The 12,336-nt window shown below is 64.9% G+C and carries 14 protein-coding genes; 7 read left to right on the top strand and 7 right to left on the bottom strand.

Annotated features, from left to right (window positions below; genetic code table 11):
• The first annotated feature begins 105 nt into the window (after positions 1-105).
• Positions 106-939, top strand: a complete 834-nt coding sequence (gene panC / locus PQR27_RS03665; protein ID WP_408522356.1) for a pantoate--beta-alanine ligase — start codon at positions 106-108, stop codon at positions 937-939.
• A 51-nt stretch (positions 940-990) separates the two neighbouring features.
• Complete coding sequence (gene panD / locus PQR27_RS03660) at positions 991-1,377, top strand: aspartate 1-decarboxylase (protein ID WP_408522355.1); 387 nt, start codon at positions 991-993, stop codon at positions 1,375-1,377.
• Positions 1,378-1,454: 77 nt separating this feature from the next.
• Here the strand turns inward: panD and PQR27_RS03655 are convergent, their stop codons facing one another.
• Positions 1,455-2,096 carry a ParA family protein gene (locus PQR27_RS03655; RefSeq protein ID WP_408522354.1) on the bottom strand — a complete coding sequence of 214 codons (642 nt, stop codon included), beginning with the start codon at positions 2,094-2,096 and terminating at the stop codon, positions 1,455-1,457.
• A gap of 210 nt (positions 2,097-2,306) precedes the next feature.
• Between PQR27_RS03655 and PQR27_RS03650 the strand changes: the two genes are divergently transcribed.
• Positions 2,307-2,726, top strand: coding sequence for a PaaI family thioesterase (locus PQR27_RS03650; RefSeq protein WP_408522353.1), 420 nt, complete (start codon positions 2,307-2,309; stop codon positions 2,724-2,726).
• A 111-nt stretch (positions 2,727-2,837) separates the two neighbouring features.
• On the opposite strand, the gene PQR27_RS03645 is transcribed toward PQR27_RS03650, so the two are convergent.
• The gene (locus PQR27_RS03645; protein ID WP_408525395.1) at positions 2,838-4,298 is read right to left on the bottom strand and encodes a cobyric acid synthase; all 1,461 of its coding nucleotides are present in this window, start codon (positions 4,296-4,298) and stop codon (positions 2,838-2,840) included.
• Between the two features lie 162 nt (positions 4,299-4,460).
• On the opposite strand from PQR27_RS03645, the gene cobU reads away from it, so the two are divergent.
• The 4 genes from cobU to PQR27_RS03625 are packed head-to-tail and all read left to right on the top strand — an operon-like array spanning position 4,461 to position 7,885.
• Positions 4,461-5,015, top strand: coding sequence for a bifunctional adenosylcobinamide kinase/adenosylcobinamide-phosphate guanylyltransferase (gene cobU / locus PQR27_RS03640; protein ID WP_408525394.1), 555 nt, complete (start codon positions 4,461-4,463; stop codon positions 5,013-5,015).
• On the top strand, positions 5,015-5,950 hold the full coding sequence (cbiB, locus tag PQR27_RS03635) for an adenosylcobinamide-phosphate synthase CbiB (RefSeq protein ID WP_408522352.1): 936 nt from the start codon (positions 5,015-5,017) through the stop codon (positions 5,948-5,950). Before cobU ends, cbiB begins: the two co-directional genes overlap by 1 nt.
• Positions 5,943-6,965, top strand: a complete 1,023-nt coding sequence (cobD, locus tag PQR27_RS03630) for a threonine-phosphate decarboxylase CobD (protein WP_408522351.1) — start codon at positions 5,943-5,945, stop codon at positions 6,963-6,965. The genes cbiB and cobD overlap by 8 nt, the downstream gene beginning before the upstream one ends.
• A gap of 5 nt (positions 6,966-6,970) precedes the next feature.
• Positions 6,971-7,885: a cobalamin-binding protein gene (locus tag PQR27_RS03625; protein WP_408522350.1), complete on the top strand. Its 915-nt coding sequence runs from the start codon at positions 6,971-6,973 to the stop codon at positions 7,883-7,885.
• Positions 7,886-7,913: 28 nt separating this feature from the next.
• Here PQR27_RS03625 and cobC read toward each other — a convergent pair whose 3' ends face one another.
• The 5 genes from cobC to PQR27_RS03600 are packed head-to-tail and all read right to left on the bottom strand — an operon-like array spanning position 7,914 to position 12,313.
• The gene (gene cobC / locus PQR27_RS03620; RefSeq protein WP_408522349.1) at positions 7,914-8,504 is read right to left on the bottom strand and encodes an alpha-ribazole phosphatase; all 591 of its coding nucleotides are present in this window, start codon (positions 8,502-8,504) and stop codon (positions 7,914-7,916) included.
• Positions 8,489-9,265 (bottom strand): adenosylcobinamide-GDP ribazoletransferase, encoded by a 777-nt coding sequence (locus PQR27_RS03615; RefSeq protein WP_408522348.1) that lies wholly within the window; start codon positions 9,263-9,265, stop codon positions 8,489-8,491. Before PQR27_RS03615 ends, cobC begins: the two co-directional genes overlap by 16 nt.
• Positions 9,266-9,325: 60 nt before the next feature.
• A complete protein-coding gene (gene cobT, locus PQR27_RS03610) occupies positions 9,326-10,387 on the bottom strand; it encodes a nicotinate-nucleotide--dimethylbenzimidazole phosphoribosyltransferase (RefSeq protein WP_408522347.1) in 1,062 nt (353 codons plus the stop codon).
• Positions 10,388-10,424: 37 nt separating this feature from the next.
• On the bottom strand, positions 10,425-11,270 hold the full coding sequence (locus PQR27_RS03605; protein WP_408522346.1) for an ABC transporter ATP-binding protein: 846 nt from the start codon (positions 11,268-11,270) through the stop codon (positions 10,425-10,427).
• Positions 11,267-12,313: a FecCD family ABC transporter permease gene (locus PQR27_RS03600; RefSeq protein WP_408522345.1), complete on the bottom strand. Its 1,047-nt coding sequence runs from the start codon at positions 12,311-12,313 to the stop codon at positions 11,267-11,269. Before PQR27_RS03600 ends, PQR27_RS03605 begins: the two co-directional genes overlap by 4 nt.
• Positions 12,314-12,336: the final 23 nt, after the last annotated feature.

Below are 12,336 nucleotides of genomic sequence, written 5' to 3'. Positions count from 1 at the left end.
CCGCGCTCCGAACCTGTCATTACCAGTGAGGCGGCGGGCCGCACGAAAACCTGAGTTTTTGCGCCAACCGAGTCTCGCGCCGCGCGAGGAAATCCCTGTCCGATCATGAAAGTCATCAGCTCGATCCATGAATTGCGCGACCAGTTGCGCGGCCAGAATCGCACCGCCTTTGTCCCGACGATGGGCAATCTGCACGAGGGCCATCTGTCGCTGATGCGTCTGGCACGCCAGCACGGCGACCCGGTGGTGGCGAGTATTTTCGTCAACCGGCTACAGTTCGGCCCGAACGAAGATTTCGACAAATACCCGCGCACGCTCGAAGCCGACATCGACAAGCTGCAGAAAGAAGGTGTGTATGTGCTGTTCGCGCCGACTGAACGGGATCTGTATCCGGAACCGCAGGAATACCGCGTGCATCCACCACACGATCTGGGCGACATCCTCGAAGGAGAATTCCGGCCGGGGTTCTTCCAGGGCGTGTGCACGGTGGTGATGAAGCTCATGTCGTGCGTTCAGCCGCGCGTCGCGGTGTTCGGCAAGAAGGACTATCAGCAGTTGATGATCGTGCGCAGCATGTGCCACCAGTTCGCGCTGCCCACCGACATCATCGCCGCTGAAACCGTGCGCGATACCGACGGCCTCGCGCTCAGCTCGCGCAACCGCTTTCTGCAAACGGCCGAACGCGCCGAGGCGCCGATGCTGGCCGCCGAGCTCAATCGCGTGCGCGATGCGGTTCTCGCCGGCGACCGCGACTTCGCAAAACTCGAACAGGCGGCGATGGCGGCACTGGCCGCGCGCGGCTGGCAGCCCGATTACATCGCAGTGCGAAAGCGCTCGAATCTGCTGGCGCCGGGCGCGCAAGACGCGAATGCGGAACTGGTCGTGCTGGCTGCCGCCAAGCTCGGCACCACCCGTCTCATCGACAACCTCGAAATCTGAAGTCGTCTTAGTTTGCGCAAACACGCATAAGAAGCCACAAGGGATTTGGTCATGCAACGCAATATGCTGAAGTCGAAGATCCACCGCGTCGCCGTCACGCACTGCGAACTGCACTACGAAGGCTCGTGCGCGATCGACGAAGATTTGCTCGAAGCCGCGAATATCGTCGAAAACGAACGGATCGATATCTGGAACATCAACAACGGCGAGCGTTTCTCGACCTACGCGATCAAGGGCGAACGCGGCAGCGGCATGATTTCGCTGAACGGCTCGGCCGCGCGGCGCGCGCAGCTGGGCGACCTGGTGATCATCGCGGCGTTTGCGGTGGTCGATGAAGCGGAACTGAAGGCAGGCTGGAAGCCAGATCTGGTATTCGTCGACGAAAACAACAAGATCAAGGGCAGCCGCGGCCACGTGCCGACCCAGAACTGGACCTGAGCGCGCGCGCCGCGCGCTTATCGCGCGGTGATCGCGTAGTCCACGCAGCGGGCGGCCCGGCCGCCTGCTTCCCCGTGTCAGGCCTTTTTGCCGTTCGCCACGCTGGTCCAGTCGATAATCGGCTGCCACTGCTCCAGATCCTTCTCCACCCGGCTTTTCGCCACATCCCACAGCGTCAGGCCGTGCGCCGCCAGCTGCACGTAGTTCTGCGTATCGCGCAGAAAACCCAGCACCGGCAGCTTCAAACCCTCCACAAAACGATGCAGCTGCTCCGCTGAGCGCGTCCGCGCATCGACGCGCATGCCGACCACGCCGATCTCGATCGCGCCCTTTCTAACCGCTTTTTCCTTTGCCAGACGTTCGAGAAAGTCCTGGGTGGCGAGAATATCGAACATGGATGGCTGCAACGGCACGATCACCTTGTCCGCGAGATCCAGCGCGATACTCAGGCGGTTGCCGTGCAAGCCGGCCGGCGTATCGATGACAGCATGCTCCAGCCCCCGGGGCGGCCTGGCCGGCGTTTCCTGGTCGATCTCCCAGGTTTCGATGGCGGGCAGCGTGGACGGTCGCAGTGCGAGCCACGCATGCGCGGACTGCTGTTTGTCCAGGTCCGCCAGCGCGACCCATTCGCCAGACGCCGCGAAATAGCCCGCCAGATTGGTTGCCAGCGTGCTTTTGCCCACGCCGCCCTTTGGATTCGCCACCACAATCACCGTCATGAATTCTCCCGGGAAGAAGGCTGGCGCCGCCAGCCGGTTTGCCGCGCTGTTTACTCAGACTTATGCCGGTGACGCCTGATCCGTTGCCATTTCAGGTCCACCGGCCGATCCAGCCGTTGATAATATCCACAAATGCACCGGGGCCGAAGCCCCCGAACGGCCAATTGACCGGTAGACACTCCCTATTTTCCCATCAAGGACCCGAATCTCATGAGCAAACTCCGCCCGGAATACACCCTTGAGCACCTGCGCGAGCGTCAGAAGGGGACGCTGCCCGACTTGCTGGGCGTGCACGCCCTCGAACTGGAGCACGGCGCGCTGACCGCTGAACTGACGGTACGTGCCGAGTTGCTAGCGCCGAACGGTTTTTTGCATGCCGCCACTGTGATCGCCCTTGCCGACACGGCTTGCGGCTATGCGTGTCTCGCGCATCTGCCGGAAAAGGCCAGCAATTTCACTACCATCGAACTGAAAAGCAATTTCCTCGGCACGGCGACGGAAGGCACGATCCGCGCGGTCGCCAAGGGCGCCCACCTGGGTCGCAGCACGCAGGTGTGGGACGCCACGGTCACCGATCCGCACGGCAAGACAATTGCCCTTTTTCGCTGCACGCAGATGGTGTTGTATTGAGTGAGTAACGCGGGGCGCGGCAGCGTCCCTCGCCCAGAAAGCGGGATACTCCTCTCAAGGCTTCGATTATTTCCCGAAGGTATTGAATCGCTGCGGTCAAGCCGGTCCCGATCAGCCAATTGCAGCAAAAAGCGTCCGCAGATCCAGGTGCGCGGCGAGCGTATCGGCAAGACGATCCAGCGACGCCTCTCGCAGCGCCGGGTAGTCGATCGCCGCCGCGTCGCTCAATCCCGCCCACGCGAGCAGCGCCCCGCAGGCGGCAGGCGTATCGAACAGGCCGTGCACGTAGGTCGCGAGAATCTGGCCGTCGGCGGATATCGCGCCGTCGGGATACGCCTGCGGCCCATCGCCCAGCTGCAGTGCCGGCGTGGCCAACGCCGGCCCTTGCGTCTCGCCCATATGAATCTCATAGCCCGCCACCTCGGGCGAGCCGGGCAACGCGAGCCGCCCGGTCACATTCTTCAGGGTCTTTTCGCGCGTGAGCACCGTGGAATAATCGAGCCAGCCGAGGCCCGCGAAGCTGCCCGGCGCACCCTCCACCCCATGTGGGTCAGCCAGCTCGCGCCCAAGCATCTGCATGCCGCCACAAATGCCGACCACCCGGCCGCCGTAACGCAGATGCCGTTGCAGCACCGCATCCCAACCTTGCGCGCGCAGAAACGCCAGATCACCCGGCACATTCTTCGAGCCCGGCAGGATGATCAGATCGGCCGGCGGTGGCGGCGTACCGCTTCTGACGTAATGAAAATCGACTTGGGGATGCGCGCGCAGCGCATCGAAATCCGTGTGATTGCTGATGTGCGGCAGCACCGGCACGACCACCCGCAGCGTGCGCGCCGTGTCGCCGCTATGCGCCGCGCGCAGCTCCGGCGGGAGCATGTCTTCGGCATCCAGCGTGAGACCGTGCAGATACGGCACCACGCCGAGCACCGGCTTGCCCGTTTTGGCTTCGAGCCAGTCGAGCCCGGGCTTCAGCAAACTGATGTCGCCGCGAAACCGGTTGATGATGAAGCCGCGCACGCGCGCCTGCTCGCTCGCCGACAGACACGCCAGCGTGCCGGTCAGATGCGCGAACACGCCGCCGCGATCGATGTCGGCCACCAGCACGACCGGGCAATCGACCGCTTCCGCGAAACCCATGTTGGCGATATCGCGCTCGCGCAGGTTGATCTCGGCGGGACTGCCCGCGCCTTCGACGAAAATCGTGTCGTACGCCGCCTGCAGACGCGCATACGATTCCAGCACCGCCTCGAACGCAACGGGTTTGTAGTCGTGATACGCACGCGCATCGAGATTCATGCGCGCCTTGCCGTGGATGATCACTTGCGCGCCGCGGTCGCTGGTCGGTTTGAGCAACACCGGGTTCAGATCGGTATGCGCGGGAATCCCTGCGGCAACGGCCTGCAAGGCCTGGGCACGGCCGATTTCGCCACCGTCGACTGTCACCGCGCTGTTGAGCGCCATGTTCTGCGGCTTGAACGGCGCGACCCGCACACCGGCGCGGCGCGCCAGCCGGCACAAGCCGGCGACCAGCGTGCTCTTGCCCGCATCGGACGTAGTGCCCTGAATCATCAGCGTGCCGCGCGGCACGGGTACAGCGTCAAGCGAGGTCGAAGTGGTAGTCACGGAATGTCAGGCTCAGCGGTGAAAAAGCGGTCAAACGGCGGCGCAGCGTTTTGAACGCGGCATTATCCCATCGCGCCGGCACGCGCTGCGCGCCGGTACAATCGCGTGATGATTTCCCGCGACCTCACCTTCGTTCTCGGCGGCGCCCGCTCGGGCAAGAGCGTGCATGCCGAACAACTGGCGAACGATAGCGCGCTTGCCGTCACGTATATCGCCACGGCACGTGTGGCTGACGACGCCGAATTCAGCGCGCGCATCGCGCATCATCGCGAGCGCCGTCCCGCGCATTGGCAACTGCTCGAAGCGCCGGTCGATCTCGCTGCCGCCGTCACGCAAGTCGACGCGCCTCGCCACTGCATTCTGATCGACTGCCTGACGCTGTGGCTCGCCAATCTGCTGTGCCCGCCCGAGGGTGAGAGCTTGCCGGTTGAACATCATCATGCGCACTTTGCGGCTTTCGAAGCGGCGCTTGCCAACGCCAAAGGCAAAATCATCGTGGTCAGCAATGAAATCGGTCTGGGCGTGGTGCCACTCGGCGCCGCCACCCGTCTCTATGTCGACGAACTCGGGCGGCTCAATCAACGCATCGCCGCGTTGAGCACCCAGGTCACGATGATGGTCGCGGGCTTGCCGCTCGCATTGAAAACAGCGGGCGCCCCGTGATGCTATCGCTTCCGCTGCTCGTGACGCTGGCGACGGCAGGCGTCGCCGTCGACCGCTGGCTCGGCGAGCCGGGCACCGCGCATCCGCTGGTCGGCTTCGGCAAATGGGCCACGCGCCTCGAAAAACGCTACAACACCGGCAGGCGCTTGCGGCTCAAAGGCCTGCTCGCGTGGTCGCTGGCGGTCATGCCGCCGGTGTTGATCGCGTGGTGGCTGGTCTCCATCCTGCCGTTTTTCGCGGCCTGCGCCGTACATGTCGTGCTGCTGTGGTTCGCGCTCGGCGCGCGCAGTCTGCACGATCACATCGCGCCGATCGCGCAGGCGTTGCAGCAACGCGATCTCGCGCAGGCGCGTTTGCTGACCGCGCGCATCGTATCGCGCGAAACCGCGCATGCCGACGAAGGCGCGCTGTCGCGCGCCGCGGTCGAATCAGCGCTCGAGAACGGTAACGATGCGATCTTCGGTGCGCTCTTCTGGTTCGCAATTGCGGGCGGTCCGGGCGCGCTGGGGTTTCGTCTGGCCAATACGCTCGATGCCATGTGGGGCTATCGTACGCCGCGCTACCTGCGCTTCGGCTGGGCCGCCGCGCGCCTCGACGATCTACTCAACTGGATTCCCGCGCGGCTCACCGCGGCGAGCTATGCGCTGCTCGGCGACACACGCACGGCATGGCGCTGCTGGCACGAGCAGGCGCCACGCTGGGACAGCCCGAACGCAGGACCCGTCATGGCGTCAGGCGCGGGCAGCCTGAACGTGCTGATTGGCGGACCGGCGGTTTATCACGGCGCGCTCGAACACCGGCCGACGCTCGGCTTCGGACATCCCGCCAAAGCCAGTCACGTGACGGCGGCGCTGGCGCTGGTCGAACGCACGGTCATTCTCTGGCTCGCAGTACTGATTGTGCTGGCCTTGCTGAGTGTGCCGTTCCATGGCTGATCGCGTCGACCAAGCCGACGCCGTGGTGCACGGCGGCAATCTGCACGAAGCGGCTGTGCGTTACGGCATTCCATACTCAGAGTGGCTCGATCTGTCGACGGGTATCAATCCACACGGCTATCCGGTCCCGCCGGTTCCCGCTGAGGCCTGGCGTCGTCTTCCCGACGAAGGCGACGGCTTCGCCGCCTGCGCCGCGCGTTACTACGGCGCGCCCGACGCGGCCCATGCGCTTCCCGTGGCCGGAAGCCAGGCGGCGATTCGCGCGCTACCCTCGCTGCTGCCGCGCGCAACGGTCGGCATTGCGCCACTCACATACAGCGAATATGCACCCGCCTTCGAGCGAGCCGGCCATACGGTGATGCCGCTCGACGTGTCCTGCGAAACCCTGCCCGAGACGCTCACTCACGCGGTCATCGTGAATCCGAACAATCCGACCGCCGAGCACCTCAGTGCCGCCAGGCTGTTGCATTGGCATGCGCAACTCAGCGCACGCGGCGGCACGCTGCTGGTTGACGAAGCGTTTGCCGATGCGATGCCTGCGGCTTCGCTCGCGGCGCGCTGCCATCTCGGCGGGTTAATCGTGTTGCGCTCGCCGGGCAAATTCTTCGGGCTTGCCGGCGTGCGCGCGGGCTTCGTACTCGGTGCGCCGGCGCTGCTGGATGCGTTGCGTCATACGCTCGGGGCGTGGACGGTCAGCGGACCGGCTCGTCATGCCGTGCGGGCGGCGTTCGAGGACCTATCCTGGCAACAGCAGATGCGTGTCCGGTTAGCAGCAGACAGCGCCCGTCTCGTGGACCTGCTGCATGCGCAAGGTCTCGTCATGCAGAGCACGCCGCTCTTCGCCTGGAGCGACGATGCGCGCGCCGCTGCCTTGCACGGCGAATTGGCGCGGCGCGGTGTCTGGACGCGGCTCTTCACTGCATCGGGCAGCGTACGTTTCGGCCTGCCTGCGGACGAGACGGAATGGGTGCGTTTCGGCGCCAGTCTGCGCGACAGCATCCGGGCGATTGCATGAGCTGGATGAGCCGACTGCCTTTCTTCGCTAGCGCTGCCGCCGCGTTCTTCGTTAGTGCCATGCACGCGCAGGCCGCGATCACCGCCACCGACGATACCGGTGCGACCGTCACCCTGGCCGCGCCCGCACAACGCGTCATCAGCCTCGCGCCGCATGTCACCGAGTTGCTCTATGCCGCGGGTGGCGGCGCGAAGCTGGTCGGTGCCGTGTCCTACAGCGACTATCCGCCAGAAGCGCAGCAATTGCCGCGCGTCGGCGATAACAAGGCGCTCGACCTCGAACGCATCGTCGCCTTGAAGCCGGACCTGATCGTAGTGTGGCGGCACGGTAATGCCCAGCGTCAGCTCGAGCGTTTGCGCGACATGCATGTGCCGCTGTTCTTCAGCGAGCCGCATCGTCTCGACGACGTCGCGGTGTCGCTGACAAAGCTCGGACAATTGCTCGGCACGTCGCCGACCGCTGACGCCGCAGCGGCTCAATACCGGCACGACATCGCTCAATTGCGAACGCAGTACGCAAGCCGACCGCCTGTCAGCGTGTTCTACCAGGTGTGGGATCAGCCGCTGATGACGCTCAACGGCAAACATATGATTAGCGACGTGATCGCGCTGTGCGGCGGCCGCAACGTGTTCGCGAAACTCGAACCGCTGGTGCCGACGGTCTCGACGGAAGCGGTGCTCGCCGCGAACCCCGAAGCGATCATCACGGCCGCGCCGGGCGCGACCGCACCGGACACGACGCTGCCGCAGCTCAGCACATGGCGCGCGTGGCCAAGCCTCACAGCAGTGGCGAACAACAACCTGTTTGCCATCGACGGCGATCTGATCAATCGACCGGCACCACGGATCGCGCAAGGGGCGAAGCAGCTATGCGAAGACCTGGAGCTGGCGCGCTCGCGAAGGAAAGGCGGCGCGCCGTGATGGGCAGGCGTGCGGCCGAGGTTCTCCCTCACGCATTCCACCGCACCAGCGACCACTGCTGCGCTTCGTCGTCCCTGCGCAGCCAGACAATCCCGGCCATCGCGAGCGACCATCGCAAACAGCGCTCAAGCGGCACGTCCAGCACCATCGAAGCGATGGCCCGTATCACACCGGCGTGCGTCACCACATAGGCCGGTGTCAATTCACGCGTCAGTGCGAACGCATCGAACCATGCCCGCACACGTCCGACGAATTGCGCCACGCTCTCGCCGCCATGCGCGCGCGCGTGATCGAAGTTGGCCGCCCATTCGTCGAGTTCCGCGCGATCGATCGCGTCCCAGCGCTGCTGTTCCCACGTGCCGAAGTCCATTTCCTTCAGACGGTCGTCGTGACTCAGCGCGCAACCGAAATCATTGGCCATGACGCTGGCGAGCGTCGCGCAGCGCGTCAACGGACTCGACATCAGCACGCGCGGTGGTGGCACCTGCAAAGTGGCGAGCCGCAATGCCAGCGCGCTTGCGGACGCTTCGGCGTCACCGGCCAGCGCTACGTCGCTATAGCCATAACATACGCCTGCATCGAGCGCGACGGCCGGATGGCGAATCAGGACGATATCCATGCGAGCCCCACCAGGTAGATGCTCAATTCGAAAATCTGTTGCGCGAAGCCGAGACAATCGCCCGTATATCCGCCGATGCGTCTAACGAAATAACGGCCCAACGCAAATCGCAACGCCGCCAGTACCGCGAGCGTCACGCAGGCAAAGCGCCAATCTGGCAAACCCGCCACGTTCGGCCACAACAACCACGGCAAACCGAACACCGCAGCGCACATCAATGCGGGGTAGCTCAAACGTTGCGCGACCGGTTTGGCCTTGCCTTCAGCGCGCACGTAGTCGAGTGTGGCCAGATAGCTGATCGCCCATGTACGGCTCGCCGCATGCGCAGCAATCATCAGACCCGCGGCGCGCAGCGGCGGCAATGCGGCGAGTGTTTGCCACTTCAACGCGAGTGCGATCACAAGCGCGATGGCACCGAACGCACCGATGCGCGAGTCATGCATGATGCGTAGCACATCTTCACGTGTATAGGCGCCACCGAACGCATCGACGCAATCCGCGAGACCGTCTTCGTGAAACGCACCCGTGACGAACAATGATGCCGCCATCGACAACAGCACGGCAATACCCGCAGGAAACACGCGCAGCGCGGCAAGATAAACCAGCGCGCTCAATCCGCCGACCAGCACGCCGACGAGTGGAAAATAGCGCGCCGCAGCATTCAGATAATGCGGCTCATAGCCGACCCAGCGCGGCACCGGCACACGAGTGAAATAGCCGAGCGCCGTGAAGAAATAACGCAGTTCCGCGAGTGGGTTCATAGGCGGGCCGAGCGCAGGAATACGTATGACGCAGCGTATGACGCTGTTCTGTCCGATCGATCAGACATCGCGATTTGCGACTCCAGCCGATTCGAAGCTCGCCATCTCATTGACGAATGCCACCGCCGCGCGCAGCAGCGGCACTGCGAGTGCCGCGCCGGTGCCTTCGCCGAGACGCATATCGAGCGACAACAACGGCAGCGCGCCGAAATGGTCAAGCATGCGCCGATGCCCCGCTTCGTTCGACGCATGCGCGAACACGCAATACTCGCGCACGCTCGGCGCGAACGCGTCGGCGACCAACAGTGCCGAGGTGGCGATAAAGCCGTCGACCAGAATCGTCATGCGTGCTTCGGCGGCGGCGAGATATGCGCCCGCCATCATGGCGATTTCGAAGCCGCCGAAGGTGGACAACACGTCGAGCGGATCGGTGGAAACGGTGTGATGGGCGAGCGCCGACGCCAGCACGTTGCGCTTTTTTGCGAGCCCCGCGTCATCGAGACCCGTGCCTCGGCCAACGCATTCGTCGATCGGCACGCCGCACAGGCGGCTCATCAGGCAAGCCGCCGCTGACGTATTCGCAATACCCATCTCGCCGAAGCCGATCACGTTGCTGCCGAGCGCCGCGTGATGCCGCACGCGTGCGGCGCCGGCCTGCATCGCGGCGAGTGCCTGATCATGCGTCATCGCGGGTTCGTGCACGAAGTTGCGCGTGCCGGCCGCGACCGGAATGTCGACGAGGCCTTCATGCGCCGGCAATGACGATGCAATGCCCGCGTTGACCACTTCGAGTTCGATACCGGACACGCGGCTCAACGCATTGATCGCTGCACCGCCGGCCAGAAAATTGGCCACCATTTGCGCGGTGACAGCTTGCGGATATGGACTCACGCCTTCGTGCGCAATCCCGTGGTCACCGGCGAATACGATCATCGCCGGACGCTCGACGGTGGGATGCGTCGTGCGCTGGATCAAACCCATCTGCCGCGCGAGCGACTCGAGCCGGCCGAGACTGCCGGGCGGCTTGGTCCTGGTATCGATGATGTGCTGCAGTTCGGCACGCAGCGTCTGATCGAGCGGTTCGACTTCGGGCAATCCCGGCAAACGTGGCGAGGAGGTCATAGGCGTGTCTGAAAAGAAAAATGTTTGAATAGAATGGCTAGCCTGCCGATGTGTCATGGCCCGTAAGCGACTCATGACGCGAACGCGGCGCAGGGATTAATGCCTCGTGTTCGCCGTCGCGAATCAGGATCAACGGATAGCCGAATGCGCGGCTCGTGAGCGCCGGCGTCAGCACGTCGCGCACCGGCCCGGCATAGGCACTGCCCTGGCCGTCCAGCAATAGCGCATGCGTCGCGAAGCGGCGCGCAAGATTCATGTCGTGGCACGAAAACATCACTGTACGCCGAGGCTCACGCGTCCAGGCACTCAACGCGTCGAGGCAGTCGATCTGATGATGCAAATCCAGATGCGACAGCGGTTCATCAAGCAACAGCAACGGCGCGTCCTGACACAGGACCGCGGCCAGCGCGACGCGTTGACGTTCACCGCCCGAGAGCGAGAGCACGTCGCGCGCGGCGAACCCGGTGAGGCCCAGCACGTCGAGCGCGGCATGCGCGGCTGCGCGATCGGCCTCGCCCTCCCAACCCCAGCCGTTCAGATGCGGATAGCGGTTCAGCATCACGATGTCAAGCACGCTCGCGCTGAACGCGTCATGCGCGCTTTGCGGCATCAACGCACGACGCTGCGCAAGCGGCAGCGGCTGCCAGTCGGTGAGCCGCACACCATCGATTTCGACGTGCCCCGCCGAGGGTTGCGACAAACCAGCCAGCGCGGATATCAGTGTTGTCTTGCCCGCGCCGTTCGGGCCGGCGATGCACCAGATTTCACCTGGGTAGAACGTGTGCGTGAACGTATCGAGCAACGTGCGCGTGCCGGCACGCAATGTCAGGCGTTGCGCGCTGAGCGCGGTGCCAGGGGCATGGGAGGCATGGTGTGCTTTCATGACCGGCGCCTGCGCAGCAGCATCCACAGAAACACCGGTACGCCGATGATCGACGTAATCACGCCCACTGGCAGTTGCGCCGGGGCGATCACCGTTCGCGCGATCAGATCGGCGCCCATCACCGCGACGCCGCCGCCGAGTGCCGCCGCCGGCAGCAGCATGCGTTGATCATTGCCGAACGCGAGCCGCAACATATGCGGCACCACCAGGCCGACAAAGCCGATCGTGCCGGCGGTCGTCACCGCCGCGGCCGCCGCGAGCGACGCCACCAGATACACGCGCAGACGCAACGGCATCACCGCGACGCCGAGTGCCTGCGCGGCGGCGTCGCCGCGTAAAAGCACGTTGAGCCGCGGCGCAGCCGGCACGATCGCTACCAGCGCGACGACCAGCGCAGCAAGTGCCGTCCACGGCATCGCGCCGCCGTTGAGATCGCCGGTCAGCCAGAACAGCATGCCGCGCAGACGACTGTCCGGCGCGAGGTTGAGCAGCAAGGTGATGAGCGCGCCCCAGCCGGCCGCGATCACCGCGCCGGTCAACAGCAAACGCGGCGACGTGTCCTGCGGCTCACCGCGCCACAACTCGCGGCGCGCCAGGCCGAGCACTAGCAGGATCGACACGAACGCGCCCGCAAACGCGCTTGCATCGACGATCCACCACGCGCAGCCGGCGATCATCGCCATCAGCGCGAAACTTGCCGCGCCGCCCGAGACGCCTAAAACGTAGGGCTCGGCCAGAGGATTACGCAACAGCACCTGCAACAGCGCGCCGGCCAACGCGAGCAACGCGCCGCACGCAAAGCCGGCCACCGCTCGTGGTAAGCGCAGCGTACGCACGATCTCACCCGCCAGGTCGGCCGACTCGACATGCGACGGCAGCAGCGCTGCAATCACGCGCGCGGGGGCGAGCGACACACTGCCGAGCGCGAGCGACGCCATCAGCACCACCAGTGCGAGCACGGCAAGCGCGAGCCAGATCGCGGCCGCGCGCTTCGCGCTCATCACGCGCAGCGTCGCGGGCATCGAAGTCAAGTGGCGGTTCATTCGCGCGATCTCAGCGCGGCGCA

The sequence above is a fragment of the Paraburkholderia fungorum genome, from assembly GCF_046027215.1.
Classification (GTDB): domain Bacteria; phylum Pseudomonadota; class Gammaproteobacteria; order Burkholderiales; family Burkholderiaceae; genus Paraburkholderia; species Paraburkholderia fungorum_D.
Note: the sequence above shows the minus strand (reverse complement) of the source record. Positions and strands in the feature narration are given on the sequence as shown.